29 protein-coding genes and 1 tRNA gene are annotated in these 26,303 nt (G+C 63.3%); 19 read left to right on the top strand and 11 right to left on the bottom strand.

What is annotated here, in order from left to right:
- Nucleotides 1–168 precede the first annotated feature (168 nt).
- The 4 genes from JQ553_RS22255 to JQ553_RS22240 are packed head-to-tail and all read left to right on the top strand — an operon-like array spanning nt 169 to nt 2,360.
- On the top strand, nt 169–1,389 hold the full coding sequence (locus JQ553_RS22255) for a peptidoglycan-binding protein (RefSeq protein ID WP_212502155.1): 1,221 nt from the start codon (nt 169–171) through the stop codon (nt 1,387–1,389).
- Entirely contained in the window at nt 1,386–1,871 is a 486-nt protein-coding gene (locus JQ553_RS22250) for a protease IV (protein WP_212502154.1), read from the top strand. The genes JQ553_RS22255 and JQ553_RS22250 overlap by 4 nt, the downstream gene beginning before the upstream one ends.
- Nucleotides 1,831–1,986 carry a hypothetical protein gene (locus tag JQ553_RS22245; protein ID WP_212502153.1) on the top strand — a complete coding sequence of 52 codons (156 nt, stop codon included), beginning with the start codon at nt 1,831–1,833 and terminating at the stop codon, nt 1,984–1,986. The genes JQ553_RS22250 and JQ553_RS22245 overlap by 41 nt, the downstream gene beginning before the upstream one ends.
- Nucleotides 1,983–2,360, top strand: coding sequence for a DUF1515 domain-containing protein (locus JQ553_RS22240; protein ID WP_212502152.1), 378 nt, complete (start codon nt 1,983–1,985; stop codon nt 2,358–2,360). Before JQ553_RS22245 ends, JQ553_RS22240 begins: the two co-directional genes overlap by 4 nt.
- Before the next feature lie 69 nt (nt 2,361–2,429).
- Here the strand turns inward: JQ553_RS22240 and JQ553_RS22235 are convergent, their stop codons facing one another.
- From JQ553_RS22235 to JQ553_RS22205, 8 genes are all read right to left on the bottom strand, one after another.
- Complete coding sequence (locus JQ553_RS22235) at nt 2,430–2,675, bottom strand: hypothetical protein (protein WP_212502151.1); 246 nt, start codon at nt 2,673–2,675, stop codon at nt 2,430–2,432.
- Between the two features lie 329 nt (nt 2,676–3,004).
- Nucleotides 3,005–3,127, bottom strand: coding sequence for a hypothetical protein (locus JQ553_RS34955; protein ID WP_283817279.1), 123 nt, complete (start codon nt 3,125–3,127; stop codon nt 3,005–3,007).
- 190 nt (nt 3,128–3,317) lie between these two features.
- On the bottom strand, nt 3,318–3,533 hold the full coding sequence (locus JQ553_RS22230; RefSeq protein ID WP_212502150.1) for a hypothetical protein: 216 nt from the start codon (nt 3,531–3,533) through the stop codon (nt 3,318–3,320).
- Between the two features lie 535 nt (nt 3,534–4,068).
- Complete coding sequence (locus JQ553_RS22225) at nt 4,069–4,260, bottom strand: hypothetical protein (RefSeq protein WP_212502149.1); 192 nt, start codon at nt 4,258–4,260, stop codon at nt 4,069–4,071.
- Nucleotides 4,261–4,297: 37 nt separating this feature from the next.
- Nucleotides 4,298–4,501 (bottom strand): hypothetical protein, encoded by a 204-nt coding sequence (locus JQ553_RS22220; RefSeq protein ID WP_212502422.1) that lies wholly within the window; start codon nt 4,499–4,501, stop codon nt 4,298–4,300.
- Between the two features lie 384 nt (nt 4,502–4,885).
- Complete coding sequence (locus tag JQ553_RS22215; RefSeq protein WP_212502148.1) at nt 4,886–6,430, bottom strand: DUF2235 domain-containing protein; 1,545 nt, start codon at nt 6,428–6,430, stop codon at nt 4,886–4,888.
- Nucleotides 6,431–6,662: 232 nt separating this feature from the next.
- Nucleotides 6,663–6,756 (bottom strand) — tRNA-Ser (locus tag JQ553_RS22210).
- Nucleotides 6,757–7,014: 258 nt separating this feature from the next.
- The gene (locus JQ553_RS22205) at nt 7,015–9,246 is read right to left on the bottom strand and encodes a lytic transglycosylase domain-containing protein (protein ID WP_212502147.1); all 2,232 of its coding nucleotides are present in this window, start codon (nt 9,244–9,246) and stop codon (nt 7,015–7,017) included.
- A 282-nt stretch (nt 9,247–9,528) separates the two neighbouring features.
- Between JQ553_RS22205 and dapA the strand changes: the two genes are divergently transcribed.
- From dapA to JQ553_RS22185, 4 genes are all read left to right on the top strand, one after another.
- Nucleotides 9,529–10,419 (top strand): 4-hydroxy-tetrahydrodipicolinate synthase, encoded by an 891-nt coding sequence (gene dapA / locus JQ553_RS22200; RefSeq protein WP_212502146.1) that lies wholly within the window; start codon nt 9,529–9,531, stop codon nt 10,417–10,419.
- A 59-nt stretch (nt 10,420–10,478) separates the two neighbouring features.
- A complete protein-coding gene (mscL, locus tag JQ553_RS22195) occupies nt 10,479–10,895 on the top strand; it encodes a large conductance mechanosensitive channel protein MscL (protein ID WP_212502403.1) in 417 nt (138 codons plus the stop codon).
- Nucleotide 10,896: 1 nt separating this feature from the next.
- On the top strand, nt 10,897–11,373 hold the full coding sequence (gene smpB, locus JQ553_RS22190) for an SsrA-binding protein SmpB (protein ID WP_212502145.1): 477 nt from the start codon (nt 10,897–10,899) through the stop codon (nt 11,371–11,373).
- A 102-nt stretch (nt 11,374–11,475) separates the two neighbouring features.
- Nucleotides 11,476–12,057, top strand: a complete 582-nt coding sequence (locus JQ553_RS22185) for a peroxiredoxin (RefSeq protein ID WP_212502144.1) — start codon at nt 11,476–11,478, stop codon at nt 12,055–12,057.
- A 4-nt stretch (nt 12,058–12,061) separates the two neighbouring features.
- Here the strand turns inward: JQ553_RS22185 and JQ553_RS22180 are convergent, their stop codons facing one another.
- Both JQ553_RS22180 and JQ553_RS22175 read right to left on the bottom strand, forming a co-directional pair.
- Nucleotides 12,062–12,730, bottom strand: coding sequence for a uracil-DNA glycosylase (locus JQ553_RS22180; protein WP_212502143.1), 669 nt, complete (start codon nt 12,728–12,730; stop codon nt 12,062–12,064).
- Nucleotides 12,711–13,343: an NYN domain-containing protein gene (locus JQ553_RS22175; protein ID WP_212502142.1), complete on the bottom strand. Its 633-nt coding sequence runs from the start codon at nt 13,341–13,343 to the stop codon at nt 12,711–12,713. Before JQ553_RS22175 ends, JQ553_RS22180 begins: the two co-directional genes overlap by 20 nt.
- Nucleotides 13,344–13,702: 359 nt before the next feature.
- Here JQ553_RS22175 and rpoZ point away from each other — a divergent pair, with 359 nt between their 5' ends.
- The 9 genes from rpoZ (at nt 13,703) to recO (ending at nt 21,890) form a co-directional block, all read left to right on the top strand.
- Nucleotides 13,703–14,095: a DNA-directed RNA polymerase subunit omega gene (gene rpoZ / locus JQ553_RS22170; protein WP_024512695.1), complete on the top strand. Its 393-nt coding sequence runs from the start codon at nt 13,703–13,705 to the stop codon at nt 14,093–14,095.
- Between the two features lie 220 nt (nt 14,096–14,315).
- Nucleotides 14,316–16,607 carry a bifunctional (p)ppGpp synthetase/guanosine-3',5'-bis(diphosphate) 3'-pyrophosphohydrolase gene (locus JQ553_RS22165; RefSeq protein WP_212502141.1) on the top strand — a complete coding sequence of 764 codons (2,292 nt, stop codon included), beginning with the start codon at nt 14,316–14,318 and terminating at the stop codon, nt 16,605–16,607.
- 102 nt (nt 16,608–16,709) lie between these two features.
- Nucleotides 16,710–17,483 carry a pyridoxine 5'-phosphate synthase gene (locus JQ553_RS22160; RefSeq protein WP_212502140.1) on the top strand — a complete coding sequence of 258 codons (774 nt, stop codon included), beginning with the start codon at nt 16,710–16,712 and terminating at the stop codon, nt 17,481–17,483.
- Nucleotides 17,480–17,896, top strand: coding sequence for a holo-ACP synthase (acpS, locus tag JQ553_RS22155; protein WP_212502139.1), 417 nt, complete (start codon nt 17,480–17,482; stop codon nt 17,894–17,896). Before JQ553_RS22160 ends, acpS begins: the two co-directional genes overlap by 4 nt.
- 286 nt (nt 17,897–18,182) lie before the next feature.
- Nucleotides 18,183–18,941, top strand: coding sequence for a signal peptidase I (gene lepB, locus JQ553_RS22150; protein ID WP_212502138.1), 759 nt, complete (start codon nt 18,183–18,185; stop codon nt 18,939–18,941).
- On the top strand, nt 18,911–19,759 hold the full coding sequence (rnc, locus tag JQ553_RS22145) for a ribonuclease III (protein WP_409363085.1): 849 nt from the start codon (nt 18,911–18,913) through the stop codon (nt 19,757–19,759). The genes lepB and rnc overlap by 31 nt, the downstream gene beginning before the upstream one ends.
- Nucleotides 19,752–20,675, top strand: coding sequence for a GTPase Era (era, locus tag JQ553_RS22140; RefSeq protein ID WP_212502136.1), 924 nt, complete (start codon nt 19,752–19,754; stop codon nt 20,673–20,675). The genes rnc and era overlap by 8 nt, the downstream gene beginning before the upstream one ends.
- 14 nt (nt 20,676–20,689) lie before the next feature.
- A complete protein-coding gene (locus JQ553_RS22135) occupies nt 20,690–21,070 on the top strand; it encodes a hypothetical protein (RefSeq protein ID WP_212502135.1) in 381 nt (126 codons plus the stop codon).
- A gap of 70 nt (nt 21,071–21,140) precedes the next feature.
- Nucleotides 21,141–21,890: a DNA repair protein RecO gene (gene recO / locus JQ553_RS22130; RefSeq protein WP_212502134.1), complete on the top strand. Its 750-nt coding sequence runs from the start codon at nt 21,141–21,143 to the stop codon at nt 21,888–21,890.
- Between the two features lie 16 nt (nt 21,891–21,906).
- Here recO and JQ553_RS22125 read toward each other — a convergent pair whose 3' ends face one another.
- Nucleotides 21,907–22,617 carry a methyltransferase domain-containing protein gene (locus JQ553_RS22125; RefSeq protein WP_212502133.1) on the bottom strand — a complete coding sequence of 237 codons (711 nt, stop codon included), beginning with the start codon at nt 22,615–22,617 and terminating at the stop codon, nt 21,907–21,909.
- A gap of 293 nt (nt 22,618–22,910) precedes the next feature.
- On the opposite strand from JQ553_RS22125, the gene parC reads away from it, so the two are divergent.
- Together parC and JQ553_RS22115 are read left to right on the top strand one after the other, a co-directional pair.
- Nucleotides 22,911–25,166, top strand: a complete 2,256-nt coding sequence (gene parC / locus JQ553_RS22120; protein WP_212502132.1) for a DNA topoisomerase IV subunit A — start codon at nt 22,911–22,913, stop codon at nt 25,164–25,166.
- A 124-nt stretch (nt 25,167–25,290) separates the two neighbouring features.
- Nucleotides 25,291–26,241, top strand: a complete 951-nt coding sequence (locus JQ553_RS22115; RefSeq protein ID WP_212502131.1) for a cation diffusion facilitator family transporter — start codon at nt 25,291–25,293, stop codon at nt 26,239–26,241.
- Nucleotides 26,242–26,303 lie beyond the last annotated feature (62 nt).

Below are 26,303 nucleotides of genomic sequence, written 5' to 3'. Positions count from 1 at the left end.
CTTACCCGCCACAACCCTCCCGGGCAAGGTTTTAGCGGCTTCCGGGGGTGGGGCTTGGGTTCCGTGGCAATCGTCGGTTGAATAGGCGTTGGCCGGCCTGACACACGGCTCGGCAGCCATTGGGCCCATCACAAACCCTGACAAACACTCAACTTAGGAGCCAGCGGCATGCTCGAGCTGCATGGGATTTCGCGCGCGACTTTCGACCTGATCGTGGCCTCGGAGGTCACGAGCGAAGCGTTTTACGTCAAGCATTACCGCCATCCGGAATGGCCGGGCGAGCAGTCCGGCGTGACCGGCGGCATCGGTTACGATTTCGGCCAGCAGTCGCGGGCGCAGATCCTGGCCGACTGGTCCGGCAAGATCCCGGATGCGATGGTCAAGGCGCTGGCGAAATGCGCCGGCGTCACCGGCGCGGCGGCGGCCCCGCTGGCGCGCGGCCTGCGCGACGTCGTCGACGTTCCCTGGGATGCGGCGCTCGATGTGTTCGCGAACCATGATGTGCCGCGCTACCTCGGCATGCTGTTTCGTGCCTGCCCCGGCGCGCGCGAGCTGGCGCCGGATTGCGTCGGCGTCCTCTTGTCGATCGTCTTCAACCGTGGCGCCGGCGGCTTCAACTCGTCGGCGCCACGCTACGCGGAAATGCGCCAGATCAAGGCCGCGGTCGCCGCCGGGGAGCTCGCCAGGATTCCCGGCCTGATCCGGTCGATGAAGCGGCTTTGGCCAAACAGCAAAGGCCTTCGGGTGCGCCGCGACGACGAGGCGGCGCTGTTCGAGCATGGCCTGGCGGCCTCGCATCCGCACGAGCATGCGAAGCTCCCGACAACGCCGGCGCCTGATGATCCCGACGTCGTCGCGCACGTCCAGGCGCGGCTGCGCGAGCTCGGCTACTTCGAGGTCGGCCAGGTCGACGGCGAGCCGACGGCCGGCGGCCGGACCGAGGCGGCGATCTTGGCGTTTCGGAACGAGCACGGTCTGCCGTTGACGACCGCGATCGACGACCAGCTCTTGACCGAGCTCGGCAAGGCCGCGCCGCGCCAGGTGGCGGAGGCACGGGCATACGCGACCGTCGACGACCTGCGCGCCGGCGGATCGCAGACGATCGCGCTGACCGATCGCGCCAAGCGCTGGGCCGGCAACCTGTTCGGCGGCTCGACCGGCCTCGGCGGCGCCGGCGTGCTCGCCTGGTTCACGGACCGCGCGACGCAGCTCTCGGCGGCAAAGGACGCGGTCGGCGGCCTCGGGCTGACGCCGGCGGCGATCGAGGCGATCGCGATCGCCGTCGCCGCGCTCGTCGTCGTCGCCGGCGCCGGCGTGCTCGTCTGGTTCGTTGCGCATGAGCTCGAGCAGCGGCGCGTGGCCGACTATCGCGCGGGGAAACACGCATGAGCTGGATCGTTGCGATCGTCGTTCGCCTGGCGGGCCTCGCCGGCATCACTCTCTCGCCGTTTGCCGCCGGCGCGCTGTTCGCCGGCGCGCTCGCGATCGTCATCGGCGGCGCCGGCCTGGCCGGCGGCCTCGAGCTCTACAACGCCGGCTATCGCGCGGCCGATAGCGCCTGGCGGGCGAAGAACCTGCAGGCGCGGATCGACGCTTTGGAAGTCGACCAGGATGCTGCGCGCCGTGCGCTCGCCGATGCGCGGCTCAAGGTCGCCGCGATCGAAAAACAATCCGCCGAGGACAAACAGGGGACTGCGGACTATGTCGAGGATCTCAAGAAACGGTTTCAGGCTGCTTGCGCTATCACTGACGATGATCTGCGCGGGTTGCGCGCTCAAGCCGGAGCCGATCGCCGTGCAACGGGAGTTGCCGCCGGCGCCGGACAATCTCATGCAGCCGGTTGGCGCGCCTCCGCTCGCAAGGGACGATGATCCCAAGGCCAGGCTTGCCGAGACGCGCGATGCCCTGCGCGAGGCGAACCGCCGCATCAACGGCGGCCGTGCCTGGTACGAGGCTGTCCGCGAGAGCTATCAGGGCGCGCAATGAGCGGTGACGAAATCGGCAGCATCAACGCCGCCTTGCTGCAAATGGCCGGCAAGATCGGCGGTCTCGAGTCATCAGTCAAAACCATGGTGTCGACCTGGCAGTCGCAAGAGGCGTTGGCGACGCAGGGCCGCCGCGATCTCCATCAAAAGGTCGAAACACTTCGCAATGAGCTCCAGGTCATGAGCGCGCAGCTCGCCTCGGCGATGAAAGACATTGCCGAGATGAAACCCTCCGTCGAGGCGTTCGATCGCGTCAAGGAACGCGCCGCCGGCGCGCGTTGGGCCGGCAAGTGGGTTTACGTGATCGGTATGGCCTTGAGCGGTGGCGTCGTCTGGATCGTGACCAACCTGGTCGACATCCATCTCAAGCGCTAGCGCAATGACCGTGAGGCGCTACGAGTGGGGGTGCTCCTGGCGCATGCTTAGCTTGAGCGTTATCAACACTTAGCGACGGCGACCGATCACAACACCGATCAGGAACGCAACAGTGATCGCGTGCAGGGGCGCCTCGCGCGTCCAGCGAACCAGGCGATCAAGAGGCGCGCCGGGTTGCCTGCCTGCCTCGATGGCGTCAGCCACGTTCTGCGCCGCGGCCTTGACCGTCTCCGTAGCCACGTGAACGGCCTCCTTGGCCTCGTCGAGTTTGCGTGGCCCATCGCTCTGTTGCAGCGGCTCGCCTTCGCCGATCATCTGGGGTTCTCCATGGACCGCAAAGGTCGACGTTCTTGAGAGACAATCGTTCCTAGCGCCGGTGCTGCGCCGAGTTGATAATGGCCAAGGTCCAGGGTGCAAGCGGGTGACTGGTTTGAAAAGCCAACGACTCTGCCGCACAGGCGCTGAAGCCGCCGGACTGAGCGGCCCCTCTACAGGAAGACGGCGATAGCTGTTATTGCCATGGAGCTAAGCCCGAGCACGATGATCGACGCGGTATAGAGTAGGTCGTTCCCCATCATGCAACTCCCGGTACACGACCTAACCTAGGTTTAGGGCGTTCCGGGCGCCAGTGCAGTTTGTGCCAGTTAACCTGACAGTGCCAGCGGCGGCTCTGTCCAAGCCGTGAAAAGCACGACGAGCGCCAGCAGGGTTAGGGCGATCGAGATATAGCTCGCGATGGCGATCCAGTTGTGGCGGCTTGTGGTCATGCCGCAACGGTGATCCTGTAAGGTCCGGTGGCCTTGACCCAGATCAAGCGCTCCGTTCACGGAGATACGGAGGGGCCTCTAGCCTTTCTGTTTCTTCGGGCGGGTGTTGGTTCTTCTGGCCATAGGCTCGTCGTGCCGAAGACGACAGGACCGGCTGAAGGGCCGCGGTGAGGCCGCCAACTAAGGGGGTCTACTTTTTCAACTCCATCAAAATGCGCTCACGCTCTTCGTAATGCTGCGCAAGCAATTCTTTCAAGGTAGCGAGAACGATCTTTGCCCGCTGCGACTCGCGGCCCTCTCGGTCCAACTCGACGATCTGCGCCTCCTGTCGCGCGAGCCTGGACGCGCTTTCGGATATGTTCCGTTCGGCTTCCTTTAATTGTTCTAGCAGGGCTGTCCGGTCCATGAGCCTCGGCCTCGCGTTGGTGGGGCTTTCAGGTGTCCACATCGCGAATTAATGATCGGTGAACATGCGCCTGGCGTTGGGTCATGACATCGCGTGTCCCCAGCGCATTGGGCAGCCGAAAAATAGTATGAAGCACTTGTTTCTGAACCGCCAGAGACTAGGAACCGGACGGTCGGAATAAAAGTTGGCAATTGCCGCCTGCGTCCAGTATGGGCGGCTATGATGCGACCTTACCCCAGCTCTCGGAAACACCCCCTTGCCCCCATGAGCTGGGGCCTTTTACTGCGATCTCCAATTGCTGAACCGTACCGCATTGCGATTCACATGCGTTATTGTCGTGGGTCGATGACTCGGCGCAAATTCCTTGATGCCGCCCGTCGTGGGTTCGGGCGGCAGCTTCCAAGCTACACTCCCGGCCCCGGCTCCCGAGAACCCCAAATCCCAGGAGCCGGGGCGTTGCTCGCACACCGACCCGGCAATAGCCGCAACCGTGTCGAGAAGCGGCTCGGCCGCTGAGGGGTTTGTCAGATCACAACTAACGTTCATCGTCTGGGAATGGCGAAGGACTCGGCGGCGGAAGACCGTAGCGCTCGGCGCGCTCAGCCGCCAGCTTCCGGTACTCCTTCGCCTGCTCGAGAAACTGTGCCTTGACAGATGGGTCGCGCTCCTCCGCAGCCAGACGTTCGAACCGCAGCGCGTGCTCAATGTATTCCGTCAACAATTTCATGGCGCCTCCGCCTCGAAGACAAGCGGCAACGCTGCACTCATTGGCGCGGCGTCTCTATGGGTTGCCCCGGAGCTCGATCAAGTGGCGGATGGGGGCGAGCCAACCCCGTCGTTCCCGCCGGGACGTCGTTACTGACGACGCGCGTGTCGACGTTTAGAAGTGTGGCGACGAACGCGCCCGCGACCGCTGCGGCGAACACCACGGCGATCAAGAACAGTGTGGTGGTGCGGTAATTGTCCATGGTCAATGCACTCCAGCGACGTGCAACGCGAGCGGCTAAAGTCGCCTCGATCGTCAGCTAATGTCCGCAAAGCCAAGACAGGCCATATCTCTGGAAGAATGGCAGCGCGCATGTGCCGGCTGCCAGGACCATGCTTAGCCAAGCGAAGGAGCGACCACGCGTGGCACTGATTGAACGCAGATAGAGAAAGGCTCCGATAAGTTTCCCGTAGTTCCTCCGAAAGTCGCCGTTCAGTTTCGATATCGCGACCAATTCGCTCGATCGGTCAGGCATGCACTATGCTCCTCGTGGGAGCCCGTCGCCGATCACTTGTAGACCACTGATTTGCCCGACGGCGCAAATGGTTTTTGCCATCTGGCCAGCCGGGATTCAGGATCTTGAAGATCAACTGCCCGAGTAGAACCGCTTGAATGTATCGTGCAGTCGAAGAGCTTCGGGCCGGTAGGGGCCCGTGACAGCGCACTGGGTGACTTCTGGAAGTTCAAAGCGGTTTGCCACGGTGGGATGGACGGGAGCATCGTGGGTGATGCTGCGCACCTCGACCTCCCAATTCAAACGAGCAATATGGCTTTGGAGCCATTTCCATTTGGGCAGTTTAACGGCGTAGCCATCAAGCGTATCGCGCATGCCGGCGACCTCGCAATGTTGAGCGCCGTCCGCTCGCGGATAAATGTTGAGTGCGGAGCCTGCATTGCCGGTGCCCGGCATTTTGACGCCATCGACGTAGATGGGCCCCGTGTTTAGTCCCTCCGGAACTCCGATCGCTTGCTCCAACATCCACGCCAGTGCAGCGTCGGAAAGCCGTGACTCTGTTTCTGGGTACGATCCGCCCACGTCAGAATGGTTGCCGGCGAACCATAGTTGGATGAGCCGCTCGATCCCCGGAGGAGGTTCGTTGATCGGCTTCTCGGTGCCGCCCCAGGCGACACGCCTGAAGTCCTTGCGGGTCTCATCGATCGCATTCGCCGCGCGAGCAAAGTGGACGTGCTTGCTCAGCAGCCGGTCGAAATTCTCGCCCTTCCATTCGGCGTAATGAGAGCGCGGAGGATCTCCTTTGTTGGGAAAGTCGTAGATAGTCTTGCGGGTGGCGGCGCGCTGTTCTCTCCAAAACCAGATGATGGCAACCAGCATTGCAATCTGGGTCACGAACCAGGCGGGTACGATGAAGCCCCAGAGCAGGCCGGCGCCCGAGTAGATGACTGCAGCTGCACCAATTATCGCCGCGGGTACCAGGGACGCGAAGAATGCCGCAGAGGCCACAGCGAATGTCAATCCAATCTGGATCAGACGCCGCCTCGGTCCGCGCGCGCCGAGCGCCGCAACAGTGTCAAACACGCCAATGAAGTAGGGAGCCGCGTTGGAGTTGGAGCCGTCGCCTGACCCATATTTATCCTGAAAGCGTCGAGCCAGCTCGAGTCTTTCTGCCTCGAATTCCTCGCGGGGGTGGCCGGCGCCGTGTTCCAGCACGGTATCGACAGCCTCCCAGGCGATGTCTCTGACGGCTTTGCGATACCGCATCAGCGGCCCGCCGGGTGTCTTCGTTGGCACACCGCAGAGCATCAGCAAGTTAGCCAAGCTCCGCACCGTGTAGGCACCGCGACTGAAGCCAAACAGAAATATCCTGTCGCCTTCTTCATAGTGATTGACGATGAACTCGTAGCAGTCAGCGATGTTGCGTTTGATGCCCGCGCCGGCAACAGAGCCGAGCAATTTTTGCACGAAGCGAATCGGCGCAGTGATCGCGGTGGCGCCTATGTCTGTCCCCAGTCCCGCGTCATAAAAAGCGACTTGCTGTGTTGGATCGATCGCCGTCTCAGCGTGATCTCGCGAGATGCGGTACATCTTGTAGATGTTACTAATGCGCTGCTCGGGGCGCGCGCCGCCATCCTGGCCAGTACCATCGGAAAAGACGACGATGTTCTTAGCCACCAGAGGTCTCGACGACTTCTGGCGTTTTTGCCAGCGCCTTGCGGTCGCCTCTGGATAGCAGTGTGGGATGATATTTCGGGGCCATGCAGTCGCGGATCGTAGCGCGAACGGAAGCGAAACGCACTGTGCCGACTTTTGTGCCGACGCAAACCGCCAGGATTGGCGCCATCCGCGGAACCCGCGGGGACGTCCGCGGGGCGAATCTTCGCCCTAAGTCATTGAAAAGATTGATTGGCGGAGACGGAGGGATTCGAACCCTCGATAGGCCTTTACAAGCCTATAACGGTTTAGCAAACCGCCGCCTTCAGCCACTCGGCCACGTCTCCAATGCCGCCGATATGCCCGAGAGGGCGCTGAGCCGCAAGCGGCAGATTCAAAATGCGGTTGGTGATTTGAGGCGGCCGGGCCGCCAAGTCGGCCGGCAAGAGACCACACTCATTATATTATGGTGGTTTTTGACCGCAATCGGTCGCCCCGATCAGCTCCTCGACAAGAAACTGCTTTCCTGACAATGGCTTGCATCGAATTTTGGTCTAATCAGGCGAGCCCGGTCGGACCACGGTTGAAAAAACGTGAGCCGCGGCTCATTCCACGCTGGCGCCTCGGCGCAGGTCGGCCTCGATGTGAAGCCTGGTGCCGCCGCCGAAGCGGGCACGGTAGACCTGCAGGTTCTCCATGATCCGCTGCACGTAGTTCCGCGTCTCCGAGAACGGAATGAGCTCGACCCAGTCGACGGCGTCGACCTTCGGATCGCGCGGATCGCCGTAGCGCTCGATCCACTTCTTCACGCTGCCGCGGCCGGCATTGTAGGCGGCGAAGGTTAGGATGTAGGAGCCGCGATAGTCCTCGAGCAGGCCGCCGAGCTCAGCCGCCCCGAGCGTCGCGTTGTAGATCGGATCGGTCTTCATGCGGTTGAGGTCGAAGCCGATGCCGGCGCGCTTGCAGACGTAGCGGCCGGCTTCAGGCGTCACCTGCATCAGGCCGTAGGCCTGCGCCGGCGACACCACTGCGGGGTTGAATGCGCTCTCCTGGCGCGCGATGGCGTAGACGATGCTCTGCTCGACCTCCGGCCCGACCTGTCTGAATGACGGAATGCCATTGACGGGATAGGCATAGTGATCGAACGGCAGGCCGCGATTGAGCGCGGCCTTACCCATCAGCAGCATGCCGCGCGCATCGCCATGGCGCGCAGTCAATTCGCCAAGTCCGGCGAGTGCCTCCGGGTCACCATTGTCGCCCATGTCGCCGAAGATCGGGATCGCAAGCTCACGCTCGTCGAGTTCGTACAATAGCGCCACCGCGCGCACGATCTCCAGCCGTTCGGCGCCGCGGCCGCGGGGCACGCCGTTGAGCTCGATCTGCGGCAAGCCGAGCTTGGCGCGTGCGAGCTGGCCATAATAGCTCGTCGACTGCTCGGCGGCGCGCGCGTAGGCGGCACGCGCCTCCTGGCTGCGGCCGGCAGCTTCGGCCGCGCGGCCCTGCCAGTAGCCGGCACGCGCCAGCGCCGTGGGGTTGGCGCTGCCGACGCCGATCCGCGCGAAATGCTGCGCGGCCAATGCGGGATCGTTGAGGAAACGCAGCGCGATCCAGCCCGCGGTGAATTCCTGCTCGGTCTTGTAGATGTCGCGCGCGGGCAGGGCGGCATCGCGCGCGATCAGATAGGCGGTGCGGTATTCGCCGGCGTCGATCATCTTGCGTGCCAGCAGCCTGCGCTCGATCCACCATTCGTCGACATTGAAGAGGCGCGCGGCCTCCTTCGGCGCGCCCACCATCGATTGCGCGGCTTCCGCGAATTTTTCCTCGCGGCGCAGCAGCTGGATTTTGGCGAAGAGATAGCTGGTGTCGCCAGACAACTCGCGCGGCACCGCTTCGAGCAGCGCGCGCAGGTTCGATGCCTTGCGGTTGGCGGCGATGCGCGCTTTTGCCAGCGCCACATAGCCCGAGCCCAGGCGTTTTGCCGCGCGCATCCCTGCGGCTTCCTGCTCGGTGCCGTAGAGCATCGTGTCCATGCGCGCCTTGTGGTCGCCGCCGGTGAGAAAGGATCCGAACAGATCGAGAGCAGCCGTCTCGGTGTCCTCGCTCATCGGGTCGGTGCGCCAGGCTTCGCGCACAAGCCGCTCGGCATTGGCGCGATCGCCGCGTGCGATCATCGCCTTCGCCAGCGCGAAGCGGCCCTTGGCGGAAACTGGCGATTCATTTTCAAACCAGGACCAGACCGCGGAATCATCGCGGCGGTCGTCCCATAGCGCGGCCTCGATCCGGCGGCGCAGGAAAATCTGCGATGGCCAACTCGGATTGGCATTGAGGAATGCGCGATAGCGCTCGACGGATGCGCCGTTGTCATCGCTGCGCAGGATCAGCCATTCGGCGAGCTTGCGCGCGACCGGATCGGAGATCGAGGCTTCGACCTGCGTGGCGTCTGCCGGTCTGCGCTTGCGCAGGAGCTCGATGACATTTTCGAGCGCGCTCTTGTCCTCTTGCGAGGTCGACGAGGTCGCGGCCACTGCCGCCGGGGTGACCGGCTTGCGCACAGCCGGCACCGCATGCTGGCGGGTTGCCGGGACCAATGCGGGCGCGGCAGGGGTGGCCGGCGCTGTCGCCACGGTCGGCGCAGCCTTCGCCGCGGCTGCCGGTACGGTCCTGCCGGCGGCCGCGGACGCAGGGGCCGTTTTGGGAACCACGCCACGGGCAATCGGCCTTGGCTTCGGTAATGGAACTTTGGCGTCAGCCCAAGCGTCCGTTGCGAGACCAGACAGCGCCAGGCTCGTCGCCAGCACCGTGGTTCGCAATGCGGCTGCGCGGGCGGAACGGATCACGGAAGTCCTCTGCGGCGGCGAATCATTGGATCGCTCGAGCCTTATTCGATTGAATATGTGGACAAAATGCTAAAAAACGTCGCTGGTGCGGCTGTTTGCGCCAGCACCACGGCAAAATCGCGGCTGGATGGCTACGGCGCGGCCTTTCACCCGCCTGCCAGACCCGATATGAATCGTCTTTCATGGCGTTTTCGCATGGGCCGGTTATTGGCTCCGGCGAGAAACGCGTCAAATCCGAGCCCGGCAGCCAAGCCGCAAGCCCAAAGCGTTTGGAGGAAATCCATGGCAGCCAAGACAAAATTCCGGGGTTCTTTCACCGCCTTGGTCACGCCCTTCAAGAACGGCTCGGTCGACGAAGCGGCCTTCCGCAGCCTCGTGAACTGGCAGATCGCCGAAGGCACGCATGGCCTTGTGCCGGTCGGCACGACCGGCGAGAGCCCGACGCTCAGCCATGACGAGCACAAGAAAGTGGTCGAGTGGTGCATCGAGGAGGCCAAGGGCAGGGTGCCCGTGATCGCCGGCGCCGGCTCGAACTCCACCAAGGAGGCGATTGAACTGTCCGAGCATGCCGAGAAAGCGGGCGCGCAAGCGGTGCTGATCGTGACGCCCTATTACAACAAGCCGACCCAGGAAGGCATGTACCAGCACTTCAAGGCGATCAACGATGCGATCGGCATTCCGATCATCATCTACAATATCCCGCCGCGTTCGGTGATCGACATGTCGGTCGACACCATGAAGCGGCTGTTCGAACTGAAGAACATCGCCGGCGTCAAGGACGCAACCGCCAGCATGGTGCGGGTCTCGCAGCAGCGCGCGGCGATGGGCGAGGACTTCAATCAACTGTCCGGCGAGGACGCGACGATCCTCGGCTATATGGCGCATGGCGGCCATGGTTGCATCTCGGTGACCTCGAACGTCGCGCCGCGGCTGTGCTCGGAATTCCAGGCCGCCTGGCAGAAGGGCGACGTGACCGCGGCGTTGCGGATCCACGACAAGTTGATGCCGCTGCACACCAACCTCTTCATCGAGAGCAATCCGGCGCCGATCAAATACGCGATGTCGCTGCTCGGCAAGATGGACGAGAAGCTGCGCCTGCCCATGGTGCCCGTCGCCGAGTCAACGCGCGCTGCCGTGCGCAGCGCCATGGTTCATGCCGGCCTGATCAACTGAGCCTGCCGGTGACTGCCATGAACGATCCGGTGCGGAACCTCGAAGAGAGGGGAATGGGCATGCTGAAGGAGTTTCGCGAATTCGCGATGAAGGGCAACGTCGTCGATCTCGCGGTCGGCGTCATCATCGGCGCGGCCTTCGGCGGCATCGTGACCTCGCTCGTCGGCGACATCATCATGCCCGTCATCGGCGCGATCACCGGTGGTCTCGACTTCTCCAACTACTTTACGCCGCTCGCGAAGTCGGTGACCGCCAGCAACCTCGCCGACGCCAAGAAGCAGGGCGCCGTGCTGGCCTGGGGCAACTTCCTGACGCTGACGCTCAACTTCCTGATCGTCGCCTTCGTGCTGTTCATGGTCATTCGCGCCATGAACCAGTTCAAGCGCAAGGAAGAGGTCGCGCCCGCGACACCTCCGAAGCCGACCCGCGAGGCCGAGCTTCTGACGGAAATCCGAGACCTCCTCAAGAAGAGCTAAAGTGGCTGCCGAAAAGAACGAACGCCCCATCAAGGTTGTCGCCGAGAACCGCAAGGCCCGCTTCAACTATGCGATCGAGGATACGATAGAGGCCGGCATCTCGCTGACGGGCACCGAGGTGAAGTCGATCCGCAGCGGCAAGAGCACGATCGCGGAATCCTATGCGGATTCCAAGAACGGCGAGCTCTGGCTGATCAACGCCAACATTCCGGAATATCTGCAGGCTAACCGCTTCAATCACGAGCCGAAGCGGCCGCGGAAGCTCTTGCTGCATCGCAAGCAGATCAACAAATTGCTGGGCGCCGTCGACCGCGAGGGCATGACGCTCATTCCGCTCAAGCTCTACTTCAACGAGCGCGGCCGTGCCAAGCTGCTGCTCGCTGTCGCCAAGGGCAAGAAGCTCCACGACAAGCGCGAGACGGTGAAGAAGCGCGACTGGGGCCGCGAGAAGGGCCGCCTGATGCGGGCGCGAGGATGAGAGGGCGAATGGCGAGCTGTGAGCGGAGCAGCAGAACGGGTTCATCCCGGCTCTTCCAGTCGCTATTCGCCACTCGCTATTCGCATCATCAAGGAGCGTGACATGGCCCAACCGAATCTCCTCGACGTCGACTGGAGCAAGATTCCGGCCCCGGTCGACGATGGTGGTGCGGCGCACCTGGCCGGCATGACGATCCCGAACGTCTCGCTGCGCGCGACCAATGATACATCGGTGGCGCTGGCGACGCTCGAGGGCCGCACCGTGCTATTCGCCTATCCGCGAACCGGCGAGCCCGGCAAGATCGGGCTGGTCGACGATTGGGATCTGATCCCGGGCGCGCGCGGCTGCACCCCGCAGACCTGCTCGTTTCGCGACCTGTTCTCCGAGCTCAAGGCGGCCGGCGTGAACCACGTGTTCGGCCTGTCGACGCAGAGCAATGCCTACCAGACCGAAATGGCCTCGCGGCTGCATCTGCCGTTTCCGGTGCTGTCCGACGAGGCGCTACAACTCACGCGTGCGCTAAACCTGCCGACGATGTCGGTCGCAGGTCAGACGTTGATCAAGCGGCTTGCGCTGATCATCGACGACGCGCGGATCACGCATTTGTTCTATCCCGTGTTTCCGCCCGACAGGAACGCCGGCGACGTGCTGGAATGGCTGAAGACCCATCCACAGAAAACCTAGCGCATCACGCTCTATTGAGATCCTTGCGCACGGTCGCGAACACATTGCGGAACATGTCGGCCGTGAGCACGCCCGTGTTCGTATTGTAGCGCGAGCAGTGATAGCTGTCGTAGAGCTTGATCCCGCTGTTCGCCATATGCACGGCACCGTGCGCAAAGGGCGCGGCTGCGAGGCGAAGGCCGAGCGCCTTCAAAGTTGATTCGTGCGCGATCCGGCCGAGCAGGACCATTGCACTGAGCTTCGGCATGGAGGCAATGGTGGCGCCCAGGAACTGCCGGCAGGTGTTGATCTCCGCCGGCAGCGGCTTGTTCTGCGGCGGCACGCAACGCACCGCATTGCTGATCCGGCAATCGACCAGCTGCAATCCATCGTCGGGCCGCGCCCGATAGGTGCCGCTGGCAAAGCCGTATTCCAGCAGGGTGGCATAGAGGAGGTCGCCCGCATAGTCGCCGGTGAAAGGACGGCCGGTGCGATTGGCGCCTTGAAGTCCTGGCGCGAGCCCAACGATCAAAAGCCGCGCATTGGCGTCGCCAAACGAATCCACCGGCGAATTGAACCAGTCCGGCTCTCTCGCGCGCGCCTGAGCGCGGAAATCAGCCAACCTTGGGCAGAGCGGGCAATTGCGATCGGGTCTGGCGGCTGCGGGGACGAGGCTACTCGTCGAAATCGTCATCGCCCCCCCGGGGCGCCATGGTGGTCGCGCGCTGGAGAAATTGCGGGGAGTGATGGCGCGGCTCGCGCGGGGCCGGTCGCTCGGAGGGATCGCGGCCAAGCTTGGATTGCAGCTCCACAAGGTCCGTGAAAACATCGGCCTGGCGGCGCAACTCGTCGGCGATCATTGGCGGCTGGCTGGCGATGGTGGAGATCACGGTGACGCGAACGCCGCGGCGCTGCACGGCCTCCACCAGAGAGCGGAAGTCGCCGTCGCCGGAGAACAGGATCATCTGGTCGATGTGCTCGGCGAGCTCCATGGCGTCGACGGCGAGCTCGATGTCCATGTTGCCCTTCACCTTGCGGCGGCCGCTCGCATCGATGAATTCCTTGGTCGCCTTGGTGACGACGGTGTAGCCGTTGTAGTCGAGCCAATCGATCAGCGGACGGATCGACGAATACTCCTGGTCCTCGATGATCGCCGTGTAATAGAACGCGCGCAGCAGCGTGCCGCGGCCCTGGAATTCCTTGAGAAGGCGCTTGTAGTCGATGTCGAAGCCGAGCGTTTTTGCGGTTGCGTAAAGATTGGCTCCGTCGATGAAGAGCGCGATCTTGTTGGAAACTGGTGACGACATCAAAGTGTTCTCGTGTGGTTGTTAGCGTTCTTAGCGCAGCGGCGACAGACCGCGCGCAATTTCCAGCCGTGCTGCCTAAAGTTCGGTGAATCTTCCCCACGACAGTCACCACCGCAATTATGGTGACGCGAGGGCAAAAAGCCTAGACTTTTGACATCGCAATGCAGAGATTTACCTGTCCGAGACAGCAACGAGGACATGTCGTCAGACACTCCGGCCTTACTGGCCCTGGCGCAGGGGGGTAGCAGAGCCTGCCTGGAAGGCAAATCACAAATTTTGCCTTGCGAAAGGCCTGCGGCCGCTATAACTAACCCTCATAACCAGCATATTTGGTCCCTTCTACCACGGAGCGCCTCGAAATGGCTCGCGTCACCGTTGAAGATTGCATTGATAAGGTCGACAACCGCTTCGACCTCGTTCTGTTGGCCGCGCACCGCGCCCGCATGATCTCTTCAGGCTCGCAACTCACGGTTGATCGCGACAACGACAAGAATCCGGTCGTGTCGCTGCGCGAGATCGCCGACTCCACGATTTCGCCGGAAGACCTGCGCGAGGAACTCGTGCATTCCTTGCAAAAGTTCGTCGAGGTGGACGAGCCCGAACCCGACACGGTGCCACTGATTGGTTCCGCGGGTGCCAGCGTCGATGCCGACGACACCGAGGTTGCGGTCGAACGCATGACCGAGGAAGAGCTGCTCAAGGGGCTCGAAGGCTTGGCGCCGCCGGAAGAGCAGCCCGAGGAAGACGAGTGACCCGGGATTTGCGGCTACGCTCCCAGCAGAAATTGATTCAAGGCCCGGACATCGTTCCGGGCCTTTGCTTTTGTTGACAATTTTGCGGTTACGATGCGTCCTAGGGGGACGCGGGAAATTGAACGGTCCGGTGCCCCGCGCAGGGGTGCAGCTTGCATCGAAAGCGCACTAGATTGTGAAGGGATGGCCGGTTCCGGCCCGCACGGAGGGCATTGAGGCAATGGCGTATCGGCGCCGCAGTTCCAGCCAGATGCAGGCTGCGACCGAAACGGTCGCGGTGGCGCCGGCGTCATCCCCAGCGGAGAAGCCGGCGAAGCCGCGGGCGCGGATGATGCGGCAGTACGACCTTGTCGAGCGCGTCCGTTCCTACAATCCGGATACCAACGAGGATTTGCTCAACCGCGCCTACGTCTACGCCATGAAGGCGCATGGCGCGCAGACCCGCGCTTCAGGCGATCCCTATTTCTCGCACCCGCTCGAGGTCGCGGCGATCCTCACCAACCTCAAGCTCGACGACGCTACGATCGTTGCGGCCCTGCTGCACGATACGATCGAGGACACCGAGGCGACGCGTGCGGAGATCGATCATATTTTCGGCCATGAGATCGGGGCCCTGGTCGAGGGCCTGACCAAGCTGAAACGGCTCGAGCTCGTCTCGCGCGAGGCCAAGCAGGCCGAGAATTTGCGCAAGCTCCTGCTGGCGATCGCCGACGACGTCCGCGTGCTTCTGATCAAGCTTGCCGACCGTCTGCACAACATGCGCACGCTGGAATTCGTGCCGCCGGCTTCGCGCCGCCGCATCGCCGAGGAGACGCTCGACATCTACGCGCCGCTTGCCGGCCGCATGGGCATGCAGGAAATGCGCGAGGAGCTGGAGGACCTTTCCTTCTTCGTGCTCGACCCGGAGGCCTATGCGGTGGTCAAGCAGCGCCTCGATACGCTGGCCGACCGCAACCGCAACCTGATCGGAGAGATCGAAACCCAGCTCTCGAAGAACCTGCTGAAGAACGGCATCACGGCGCGCGTGTTCGGTCGCCGCAAACAGCCGTTTTCGATCTGGAACAAGATGGAGCGCAAGTCGATCGGCTTCGAGCAATTGTCGGACATCTACGGCTTCCGTGTCATCCTCGACGACGTCGGCGCCTGCTACCGCGCGCTCGGTGTCGTCCACACGACCTGGCCGGTCGTGCCGGGCCGGTTCAAGGACTACATCTCGACACCCAAGCAGAACGACTACCGCTCGATTCACACCACCGTGATCGGCCCCGGTAAACAGCGCGTCGAGCTGCAGATCCGCACCGAGGACATGAACCAGATAGCCGAATTCGGCATCGCGGCGCACGCCTTCTACAAGGAAGGGATGGGCTCGCCGAACGAGCGGCTGAAGCACGAATCCAATGCGTTCGCCTGGCTGCGCCACACGATCGGGATCCTGTCCGACAGCGCCAACCCGGAAGAATTTCTGGAGCACACCAAGCTCGAACTGTTCCATGATCAGGTGTTCTGCTTCACGCCGAAGGGCAAGCTGATCGCGCTGCCGCGCCAGGCCAACGTGATCGATTTCGCTTATGCGGTGCATACCGACGTCGGTAACAGCGCGGTCGGATGCAAGATCAACGGCAAGTTCGCTCCGCTGTCGTCCGAACTGCAGAACGGCGATGAGGTCGAGGTCCTGACCTCGAAGGCGCAGTCGGCGCCGCCTTCGGCCTGGGAGGCGCTTGCAGTCACCGGCAAGGCCCGCGCGGCGATCCGGCGCGCCACTCGCAACGCGGTGCGTGACCAGTATGCCGGCCTGGGCCGCCGCATCGTCGACCGCCTGTTTGCCCGCGCCAAGATCGAATATGCGGACGACAAGCTGAAGGGCGCGCTGCCGCGGCTGGCGCGCACCTCGATCGAGGACGTGATGGCCTCGGTCGGGCGCGGCGAAATAAAGGCCTCTGACGTCGCGCGGGCGATGTATCCCGACTACAAGGAGGAGCGGCTGGTGCGCTATGGCACGACGAAGGGCCTCGCCGCCAAGCTGAAGACCCAGTCGCAGCCGCATCCGGCGCGCGCCGCCTCGGTGATCCCCGTGCGCGGCATCAATTCCGACCTGCCGGTGAAATTCGCGCCCAATGGCGGCGCAGTGCCGGGCGATCGCATCGTCGGCATCGTGACGCCGGGTGAGGGAATCACGATCTATCCGATCCAGTCGCCGGCGCTGAAGGACTTTGAGGAGGAGCCGGAGCGCTGGCTCGACGTGCGCTGGGACATCGACGAGACGATGCCGCAACGTTTTCCTGCACGCATCCTGGTCCACAATGTCAACGAGCCCGGCAGCCTCGCCCAGATCGCGACCGTGATCGCCGAGCATGACGGCAATATCGACAATATCCATATGTCGCGCCGCTCACCGGACTTCACGGAACTGACCATCGATCTCGAGGTCTATGATCTCAAGCATCTCAGCGCCATCATCGCCCAGCTGCGTGCCAAGGCCGTGGTCGCACGGGTCGAGCGCGTCAATGGGTAGATTCTCGTCATTGCCGGGCTTGACCCGGCAACCCAATTTTCAAGAATGATTGATGGGCGGGTCAAGCCCGCGCTTGACGGCTTGGATTGGCAGGTCAGAAGAATGTTCAAGGCTCCTCCGCTTCGCCTCGGCGTCAATGTCGATCATGTCGCGACCCTGCGCAACGCGCGGGCCGGTGTGCGGCCCGATCCGGTGCGTCTGGCGCTTGCCGCGATTGCGGCCGGCGCCGACGGCATCACCGCGCATCTGCGGGAGGATCGCCGCCACATCCGCGACGAGGACATGGCGCGGCTGAAGGCCGAGATTTCGAAGCCCCTGAATTTCGAGATGGCGGCGACCGACGACATGCTGCGGATTTCGCTCGCCACAAAGCCGCATGCGGTGTGCCTGGTGCCGGAGCGACGTCAGGAACTCACCACCGAAGGTGGCCTCGACGTGGCAGGCCTCCACAACGTGCTGGCGCCGTTCATCGCCCGACTGGGCGATGCCGGCATTCGGGTGTCGCTGTTCATCGCCGCCGATCCCCGGCAGATCGAGACGGCGGCGAAGCTGAAGGCGCCGGTGATCGAGCTCCATACCGGCGGCTGGTGCGACGCGGTGGTCGACGGCCACAAGGACAAGGCGGAGGCCGAGTGGAAACGCATCGTCGAGGGCGCGAGATTGGCCCATGCCGCCGGGCTTGAAGTCCATGCCGGACATGGACTCGACTATGCGACGGCAGAAACGATCGCGACGCTGCCGGAGATCCGCGAGCTCAACATCGGCTACTTCATGATGGGTGAGGCGCTGTTCGTCGGCATCGCCGAAACCGTGCGCACCATGCGGGAGGCGATGGACCGTGGCCGCGCAAAGGCGGAAGGCGCGGTCGGCACATGATCATCGGCATCGGCTCGGACCTGATCGACATCACGCGGATCGCCAAGGTGATCGAGCGGCACGGCGAGCGGTTTCTCGAGCGCATCTATACCGATACGGAGCGGGCGAAGGCGATGCTCCGCGCCAACAGCGAGAGGATGGTGGTCGCCACCTACGCCAAGCGCTTTGCGGCGAAGGAGGCCTGTTCCAAGGCGCTCGGCACCGGCATCCGTCAGGGCGTGTGGTGGAAGGACATGGGGGTGGTGAACCTGCCGGGTGGCCGGCCGACCATGCAGTTGACCGGCGGGGCGCTGACGCGATTGAAGGAACTGACGCCCGATGGCATGGAGGCGCGGATCGATCTCTCGATCACCGACGATTGGCCGCTGGCGCAGGCTTTCGTCATAATTTCGGCGGTTGCCCCCGGCAAATGATGCGGCGTAGCGTGCGACCTGCCTGCAGATCCCTACAAAACTGAAAATCATTGACATTTCAATGAATTAAGAAGTTTTTTTACGGCGATTGATTGCGCACCCGCGAACAACCGTCTAAAAGCGCCGCTAGGTTAACATCGAGCGAGACGCGAATTCGGGTTTGCGCCGGGATTTGCCCTCAAGATCAGAATCAAGGCCATTTTCCTCGCGCGAGGGCCGAACGCTTCGCGTGAAGAAAACGTTCTGCCACCGCGCGGGCGTCGGGCCTGCGGGAATTGGGAAAGCAATGAGCGTGACCACCGGGACCAAATCTGAGAGTGGCTTGGGTGAAACCATCCGTGTCATCATCCACGCTCTTCTAATCGCGCTCGTGATTCGAACTTTCCTGTTCCAGCCCTTCAACATCCCCTCGGGATCGATGAAGGCAACGCTGCTGGTCGGCGACTATCTCTTCGTTTCGAAATATTCGTACGGCTATAGCCATTACTCCATTCCATTCTCGCCCAATCTGCTCTCGGGCCGCATCTTCGGCTCCGAGCCGAACCGCGGCGATATCTTGGTGTTTCGTCTGCCACGAGACGACTCCACCGACTATATCAAGCGCGTGATCGGGTTGCCGGGCGACCGTATAGAGGTCAGGAACGGGTTGCTTTACATCAACGACAAGCCGGTCGAGCGCGAGCGGTTGAGCGATTTCATTGGCGAGGATCCTTGCGGCTCGGATGCGACGGCTCGCGTCAAACGCTGGAAGGAGACGCTGCCCAACGGCGTCAGCTATGAGACGCTCGACTGCACCGACAACGGCTATATGGATAACACCATCGTCTACACCGTTCCGCCCGGGCATTTCTTCATGATGGGCGACAACCGCGACAATTCCACTGACAGCCGGTTCCTGACACAGGTCGGCTACGTTCCGTTCGAGAACATCATTGGACGAGCCCAGATGATCTTTTTCTCGATCGCTGAGGGCGAGCACGCCTGGATGTTCTGGCGGTGGCCGTTCGCGGTGCGATGGCATCGCCTATTCACCATCGTGCGATGAACGACGAGACGCCCGCCATCAAGGACCAACCGACGCTTGGCGAGCCGAGCGAGAAGCCTGACGCCAGCGCCCGCGCCGCGCCCAGGAAGCGGCGCAGCAAGGCCGCCAGGGCGGCTGAGGAGAAGGCCGCCATTGCCGGGACCGAGGCCCGCATTGGCTACAAATTCTCCGATCCCGCGTTGCTCACCACCGCGTTCACCCACGTCTCCGCGCTGAAGCCCGCGGCTCGCAACCGCGCCGACAGCTACCAGCGGCTGGAATTCCTCGGCGATCACGTCCTCGGGCTGATTGTCTCCGACATGCTGTTCCGTGCGTTCCCGAACGCCGACGAGGGCGAATTGTCGAAGCGGCTCGCCGATCTCGTGCGCAAGGAGAGCTGCGCCGACGTCGCCAAGTCGCTCGGGCTGCTCGACGACATCAAGCTTGGCATGGTGAAGGCGGTCGAGGGGGCGCGGCTGCGCAAATCCGTGCTCGGCGACATCTGCGAGGCGGTGATCGGCGCGATCTATCTCGATGGCGGGCACGAGGCGGCCCGGCAATTCGTCGAGCGCAACTGGACCGAGCGGATGCGCAAGCTCAGGCGCCCGCTGCGCGACCCGAAGACGGTGCTGCAGGAGTGGGCGCAGGGCAAGGGACTGCCGACACCGGTCTATCGCGAGATCGAGCGCACCGGCCCACATCACGATCCGCAATTCCGCGTCGCCGTCGAACTGCCGGGACTGGCGCCGGCTGAAGGTCTCGGCGGCAACAAGCGCGCGGCCGAGAAGGCGGCGGCATCGGCCATGATCGCGCGTGAAGGTGTCGGCAGCAATGACTGACGAGACGAACGAGCAGGCGGCCGCGACGCGCTGCGGTTTCGTCGCGCTGATCGGCGCCCCCAATGTCGGCAAGTCGACGCTGGTCAATGCGCTGGTCGGCTCCAAGGTCACTATCGTTTCGCGCAAGGTGCAGACCACACGTGCGCTGATCCGCGGCATCGTGATCGAAGGCAATGCACAGATCATCCTGGTCGACACGCCCGGCATTTTTGCGCCGAAGCGCCGGCTCGACCGCGCCATGGTGTCGACCGCCTGGAGCGGCGCCCATGACGCCGACCTCGTCTGCGTGCTGTTCGATGCCCGGTCCGGCCTCGACGAGGAGGCCAACGCGATCCTGGCGAAGCTGGAGTCCGTGTCGCATCCGAAGATCCTGGTGTTGAACAAGATCGACCTGGTGCCGCGCGAAAAACTGTTGGCGCTGGCTCAGACCGCCAACGAGCGCATGCATTTCGAGCACACCTTCATGATCTCCGCGTTGTCGGGCGACGGCGTCGCCGATTTGCGCGCGACGCTCGCGAAGATGGTGCCGGAGGGGCCGTTCCTTTATCCCGAGGACCAGATGTCGGATGCTCCGATGCGGCATCTGGCGGCCGAGATCACGCGGGAGAAGATTTACGGCCACCTGCATCAGGAACTACCGTATCAATCGACGGTCGAGACCGATAGCTGGACCGATCGCAAGGACGGCTCGATCCGGATCGAGCAAACGATTTTTGTCGAGCGCGAAAGCCAGCGCAAGATCGTGCTCGGCAAGGGCGGTGCTACAATCAAGGCAATCGGCGCAGATTCGCGCAAGGAGATCGCCGAGATCATGGGCGTGCCTGTGCATCTGTTCCTGTTCGTCAAGGTGCGCGAGAACTGGGGCGACGATCCCGACCGCTACAGGGAAATGGGACTGGAATTCCCCAAGGAATAAGGCTCGCGTGCGCAATGAACGTTCCCAGAAACGTGCTGTGGTTTGAAGTGCTGCTCTATCTCTCGCTGACGCTGGACGCGCTGTCGGTGGCGTTTCAGGATCGCACGCCGACCGGCGAGATGAGCGAGCAGATGATCATGGTGGCGACCCTGATATCGGGCGGCATGATTCTGCTGTTGATGTATTTCGTCAGGCTCGCCGCCCGCCGACGCAAGAACTGGCCGCGCTGGGCGCTCGCGGCGGCGCTCGTGCTGTCGGCGGTCTCGCTCGGGCAGGTGATCTTGGAACGTGGCCTGGAACTCGACAGCGGCATTGAAATCGTCTCGTGCATCCTGACCACGGCCGGGCTTTACTTCTCCTTTACCGGCGACGCTCAGGGCTGGTTCAACTCGTAAAAGCAGGAGCGCTTGCGGCAGTTGGCCCGCAAAGCTTCTGCGCCGGGCCGTGTGACGCTATATTGCCACAATGGAATGGACCGACGAAGGCATCGTGCTGGGCGTGCGGCGGCATGGCGAATCCTCAGCCATCGTCGAACTCCTGACGCGTGAGCATGGACGGCATCTTGGCCTGGTTCGCGGCGGCGCCGGCTCGCGGATGCGGCCGTTGCTGCAGCCCGGCAACAGCGTTACAGCGGGGTGGCGGGCGCGGCTCGACGAGCATCTCGGTATGTACACGCTGGAGGGCACGCGGCTCCGAGCGGCGGCGCTGCTTGCCTCGTCACACGCGGTCTACGGCGTGACGCACCTGGCTGCGCTGGCGCGGCTGCTGCCGGAGCGCGATCCGCATGAGGACATCTACGAGATGCTGCTGGGGACCCTCGACGATTTCGAGGACGCCGGCATCGCTGCGGTGCATCTGATCAGGTTCGAGCTTGCAATGCTGACCGAACTCGGGTTTGGGCTCGACCTGGAGAACTGCGCCGCAACGGGGGCGACGACCGACTTGATCTACATTTCGCCGAAATCCGGCGGCGCGGTGTCCCGCGCTGCGGGCGAACCCTGGCGCGACCGGCTGCTGCCGCTGCCTGCCTTCCTGCGCGAGGGCGAGGGCGGCGCGAATGCCTGGTCGGATCAGGACCTGCGGGATGGTTTCCGGATCACGGGGCTATTCCTGCTCCGCCACGTGCTGGAGCCGCGCGGGCAGGGACACTCCGACGCTCGCGACGGGTTTATCAACGCGGTGACAAGGCGACGGACGCAAGCGGCCAGCACCTAGACCGGGCGGCTTCAGGTTAGCCTGGCTTGAGGTGCACGACGACGAGGCCGTTCACGTCCGAGACCAGGAGTCGGCCGATGCTGTCGACGTAATTGATTGCGAGCGGAACGCCGATCGTCTCGATGCGCTCAACCCGGTGATGGCCGGAGTACTCTCCCGGATAGTCCCGGATCCACCTGTCGCTGAGAAACGAGCTTCGCCAGTTGCGGGCATTCTGTAGGTCCGCCGGTGACCAGGCGTTGAATTCCATGTGAACGATTGCGCGCCGCGCCACCTTGAGGGCCGCCGCTTTGGCCGACGCGAAAATCGCATCGTCACAGTGCATCGCCGCCGCAGAGGTGAAGACTACGTCGACCTGATCGACGCCGATGCCTTGCATCAGTGCCTCGGCATCGCCCATTGAGCCGCAAACGAACCTGGCTGTCGGGGCCACGCCATTCGCCTTGCTCCACGCAATTGCGCGCTCGTTCAATTCGATCCCGTAGAGCTGGGTTGCCGGACATAGGACCCCGATCTCGCGGAGATTGGCGCCGACATTGCAGCCGAACTCAAGGACCGAACCCGGCGCAAGGCTTGCGACCTGTTGGGCGAACCACTTCTTGAGGTCCGTCGCCTGCGCATAGCCGGGAAATTCGGCGTCGGATATCGTCTCACGCCAATGTTTCTGCCAGAAGCTCGACTCCCGCGCACGGGCTAAAACCGGAATCGGCGTTGCACTAATCGCCATCCGCCACAAGCGATGCTTAAGATCGCTTGAGGATAGCCGAAGCATCCTGTTTGCCATCACGGGAACTCCTGGTTGAGCAGGCGCGTGGGCGCTGCCGTCTGCGCATACCATTGCATCTCGGTCCAGGACAAGGCGTCGCGGTTGTGATGCTGTTGGCAAATCGCGCCGGACGCCCCGAAACTACTCGCTGCACGACCCATGAATTCGCTTTCTTTTGAGGTGTTTAGTGGGCCAAATCGCCTCGCTTTGATTCGCGGCTTGCCCGATTCACCGCCAAGGTTTAACGCCTCCCCATGGGAAAACGACAATTACCGCCGGAAAAGCCGGCTGAAATCCACGAGGTGCCGCTGCGTGACGCGCTGGAAGAGCGCTACCTCGCTTACGCGCTCTCGACCATCATGCATCGTGCCTTGCCGGATGCCCGCGACGGGCTGAAGCCGGTGCACCGGCGCATCCTCTACGGCATGCGGCTGCTGCGGCTCGATCCTGGCACGGCGTTCAAGAAGTCCGCCAAGATCGTCGGCGACGTGATGGGCTCGTTCCACCCGCACGGCGACCAGGCGATCTACGATGCCATGGTGCGCCTCGCACAGGATTTCTCCTCGCGCTATCCGCTGGTCGACGGCCAGGGCAATTTCGGCAATATCGACGGCGATAATCCGGCCGCCTACCGTTATACCGAAGCGCGCATGACCGAGGTCGCGCGGCTGCTTCTCGACGGCATCGACGAGGATGGCGTCGAATTCCGCGCCAACTACGACGGTCAGTCGAAAGAGCCGGTGGTGCTACCCGGCGGCTTCCCGAATCTGCTCGCCAACGGCGCACAGGGCATCGCGGTCGGCATGGCGACCTCGATCCCACCGCACAACGTCGCGGAACTCTGCGATGCCGCGCTGCACCTGATCGACAAGCCCGACGCCAAGTCGAAGGCGCTGTTGAGATGGGTCAAGGGACCGGACTTCCCGACCGGCGGTATCGTCATCGATTCCAAGGAAGCGATCATCGAAGCCTACACCACCGGTCGCGGCTCATTCCGCACCCGCGCGCGCTGGGAAAAGGAAGAGGGCGCCCGCGGCACCTGGGTGGTCGTGGTCTCCGAAATTCCATGGCTTGTGCAGAAGTCGCGGCTGGTCGAGAAGATTGCCGAGCTTTTGGACCAGAAGAAGTTGCCGCTGGTCGGCGAGGTCCGCGATGAGTCCGCCGACGATGTCCGCCTCGTCATCGAGCCGAAGTCGCGCGCGGTCGACCCCGAATTGATGATGGAGTCGCTGTTCCGGCTGACCGAGCTGGAAAGCAAGATCTCGCTGAACCTCAACGTGCTGGTCAAGGGCCGGATCCCGAAGGTGGTCGGTCTTGCCGAAGCCTTGCGCGAATGGCTCGACCATCTGCGCGACGTGCTGATCCGCCGCACCAACTTCCGCAAGACGCAAATCGAGCATCGGCTGGAAGTGCTCGGCGGCCAGCTGATCGCGTATCTGAACCTCGACAAGGTGATCAAGATCATCCGCACCGAGGACGAGCCGAAGCCGGTCTTGATGAAGACGTTCAAACTCACCGACATCCAGGCGGAGGCGATCCTGAATATGCGCCTGCGCAACTTGCGCAGGCTGGACGAGATGGAGATCCGCACCGAGGACAAGGATCTGCGCAAGGAGTTGAAGGGGGTCGAGGGGCTGCTCGGCTCGGAAGCCCAGCAATGGGCCAAGGTCGGCGAGCAGGTGACCAAGGTCCGCGACCTCTTCGGGCCGAAGACGCCGCTCGGAAAGCGCCGCACCACCTTTGCCGATGCGCCCGAGCATGACCTGGCCACGATCGAGGAGGCCTTCGTAGAGCGCGAGCCGGTAACGATCGTGATCTCCGAGAAGGGCTGGGTTCGCACACTGAAGGGCCATGTCGAAGATCTCTCGGGCCTTGCCTTCAAGACCGACGACAAGCTCGATCATGCCTTCTTTGCCGAGACGACCTCAAAGCTGCTCCTGTTTGCGACCAACGGCAAATTCTACTCGCTCGACGTGGCGAAGCTGCCGGGCGGCCGCGGCCATGGCGAGCCGATCCGGATATTCATCGACCTCGATCAGGACGCCGCGATCGTCTCGCTGTTCGTCAACAAGGGCGAGCGCAAGTTCCTGATCGCGAGCAGCGAAGGCCAGGGGTTCATCGTCAAGGAAGAGGACTGCGTCGGCAACACCCGCAAGGGCAAGCAAGTGCTCAATGTCGAGATGCCGAACGAGGCTCGCGCGATCGCGACTGTGACCGGCGATACCGTTGCCGTGATCGGCACCAACCACAAGATGGTGCTGTTCGGCATCGATCAGGTGCCGGAGATGGCGCGTGGCCGCGGCGTGCGCTTGCAGAAATATTCCGGGGGATCGCTGTCCGACGTCGCGGTGTTCGATTCAAAGACCGGCCTGACCTGGAAGGATTCGGCGGGCCGCGATCACAGCATGACCATGAAGGAGCTGTCTGACTGGCGCGGCAATCGGGCCGACGCGGGGCGCCTCGCGCACGGCCTGCCGAAATCGAACAAGTTCAACCGCGGCGTGGAATAGCGGCGGCAAGGGTCGTCAGGTGCAGCTCCTCGGGTCACCGGACGAGGCGCCTGTAATTGTATCCATATTTCGCCGCGCTATAAGTGGCGCCGACGAGATTGATCGGGCGAAGGCGGCTTCGCGCATGGCGCATCATCACCATCACGACCATTCCCACGCGCATGGTCATTCCCACGGCCACGATCACGCCGGGCATAGCCATGCGCCCGACAGTTACGGCGCGGCGTTCGCGATCGGCGCCTCGCTGAACGCGGCCTTCGTCGTCGCCGAGTTGATTTTCGGCTATACCGCCAACTCATTGGCGCTGGTGTCCGACGCGGTCCACAATCTCTCCGACGTGATCGCGCTGCTCCTGGCCTGGGGCGGGGCTTGGCTTGCGGGCAGGCGGCCGACCGATACGCACACCTACGGGTACCGCCGCGCGTCGATCCTCGCAGCCCTGGCAAATGCCGCCCTGCTGCTGATCGCCGTTGGCGGAATCGCGGTCGAGGCGGTCAATCGCCTTCGCGAGCCGGCGGAGGTTGCGAGCTGGACCGTGGTCTGGGTGGCGGCGCTCGGCGTTCTCATCAATGGCGGCACGGCGCTGCTCTTCATGCGCGGGCGCGACAGCGACCTCAATGTCCGTGGCGCGTACCTCCATATGGCCGCCGACGCAGGCGTCTCGCTCGGTGTCGTCGCGGCGGCGCTGCTGATCATGGCGACCGGCTGGCAGTGGATCGACCCCGCGATCAGCCTCGTGATCGCCGCGGTCGTGCTGGCGAGCGGCTGGGGGCTGATGCGCGACAGCGTCAATCTCGCGCTCGACGCCGTGCCGAAGGGCATCGAGCTCAGAGAAGTGAGGGACTACCTCGCCGCGCTCGAGGGCGTGACCGAGGTTCACGACCTGCATGTCTGGGCCATGAGCACCAGCGAGACCGCGCTGACCGCGCATCTGGTGTGCCCTGGCGGCCATGACGATGCGTTCCTGCATCGGGTCTGCGCCGAGCTGTCGCACCGGTTCAGCATCCATCATGCGACGCTGCAGATCGAGATCAGCAGCGAGACTTGCCGGCTGGCGCCCGCGGAGATGGTGTAGCATCGGCGCAGGGACGGGCGCGTGAGGCCGCAAGCCGCCGTTGCGATCACGGCGAATTGCAC

Source organism: Bradyrhizobium lablabi (assembly GCF_018131005.1).
GTDB classification, from domain to species: domain Bacteria; phylum Pseudomonadota; class Alphaproteobacteria; order Rhizobiales; family Xanthobacteraceae; genus Bradyrhizobium; species Bradyrhizobium lablabi_D.
Note: the sequence above shows the minus strand (reverse complement) of the source record. Positions and strands in the feature narration are given on the sequence as shown.

Coding starts and splice junctions, on each gene's coding strand:
- rpoZ (WP_024512695.1), top strand. CDS start 13,703: ATGGCTCGCGTCACCGTTGAAGATTGCATTGATAAGGTCGACAACCGC.
- JQ553_RS22235 (WP_212502151.1), bottom strand. CDS start 2,675: ATGATCGGCGAAGGCGAGCCGCTGCAACAGAGCGATGGGCCACGCAAA.
- JQ553_RS22230 (WP_212502150.1), bottom strand. CDS start 3,533: ATGGACCGGACAGCCCTGCTAGAACAATTAAAGGAAGCCGAACGGAAC.
- JQ553_RS22135 (WP_212502135.1), top strand. CDS start 20,690: ATGAACGTTCCCAGAAACGTGCTGTGGTTTGAAGTGCTGCTCTATCTC.
- era (WP_212502136.1), top strand. CDS start 19,752: ATGACTGACGAGACGAACGAGCAGGCGGCCGCGACGCGCTGCGGTTTC.
- JQ553_RS22180 (WP_212502143.1), bottom strand. CDS start 12,730: ATGACGATTTCGACGAGTAGCCTCGTCCCCGCAGCCGCCAGACCCGAT.
- JQ553_RS22250 (WP_212502154.1), top strand. CDS start 1,386: ATGAGCTGGATCGTTGCGATCGTCGTTCGCCTGGCGGGCCTCGCCGGC.
- JQ553_RS22220 (WP_212502422.1), bottom strand. CDS start 4,501: ATGGACAATTACCGCACCACCACACTGTTCTTGATCGCCGTGGTGTTC.
- JQ553_RS22160 (WP_212502140.1), top strand. CDS start 16,710: ATGTTCAAGGCTCCTCCGCTTCGCCTCGGCGTCAATGTCGATCATGTC.
- mscL (WP_212502403.1), top strand. CDS start 10,479: ATGCTGAAGGAGTTTCGCGAATTCGCGATGAAGGGCAACGTCGTCGAT.
- recO (WP_212502134.1), top strand. CDS start 21,141: ATGGAATGGACCGACGAAGGCATCGTGCTGGGCGTGCGGCGGCATGGC.
- acpS (WP_212502139.1), top strand. CDS start 17,480: ATGATCATCGGCATCGGCTCGGACCTGATCGACATCACGCGGATCGCC.
- JQ553_RS22175 (WP_212502142.1), bottom strand. CDS start 13,343: ATGTCGTCACCAGTTTCCAACAAGATCGCGCTCTTCATCGACGGAGCC.
- lepB (WP_212502138.1), top strand. CDS start 18,183: ATGAGCGTGACCACCGGGACCAAATCTGAGAGTGGCTTGGGTGAAACC.
- JQ553_RS22115 (WP_212502131.1), top strand. CDS start 25,291: ATGGCGCATCATCACCATCACGACCATTCCCACGCGCATGGTCATTCC.
- JQ553_RS22245 (WP_212502153.1), top strand. CDS start 1,831: ATGCAGCCGGTTGGCGCGCCTCCGCTCGCAAGGGACGATGATCCCAAG.
- JQ553_RS34955 (WP_283817279.1), bottom strand. CDS start 3,127: ATGACCACAAGCCGCCACAACTGGATCGCCATCGCGAGCTATATCTCG.
- parC (WP_212502132.1), top strand. CDS start 22,911: ATGGGAAAACGACAATTACCGCCGGAAAAGCCGGCTGAAATCCACGAG.
- JQ553_RS22185 (WP_212502144.1), top strand. CDS start 11,476: ATGGCCCAACCGAATCTCCTCGACGTCGACTGGAGCAAGATTCCGGCC.
- JQ553_RS22255 (WP_212502155.1), top strand. CDS start 169: ATGCTCGAGCTGCATGGGATTTCGCGCGCGACTTTCGACCTGATCGTG.
- JQ553_RS22125 (WP_212502133.1), bottom strand. CDS start 22,617: ATGGCGATTAGTGCAACGCCGATTCCGGTTTTAGCCCGTGCGCGGGAG.
- rnc (WP_409363085.1), top strand. CDS start 18,911: ATGGCATCGCCTATTCACCATCGTGCGATGAACGACGAGACGCCCGCC.
- JQ553_RS22225 (WP_212502149.1), bottom strand. CDS start 4,260: ATGAAATTGTTGACGGAATACATTGAGCACGCGCTGCGGTTCGAACGT.
- JQ553_RS22240 (WP_212502152.1), top strand. CDS start 1,983: ATGAGCGGTGACGAAATCGGCAGCATCAACGCCGCCTTGCTGCAAATG.
- JQ553_RS22165 (WP_212502141.1), top strand. CDS start 14,316: ATGGCGTATCGGCGCCGCAGTTCCAGCCAGATGCAGGCTGCGACCGAA.
- dapA (WP_212502146.1), top strand. CDS start 9,529: ATGGCAGCCAAGACAAAATTCCGGGGTTCTTTCACCGCCTTGGTCACG.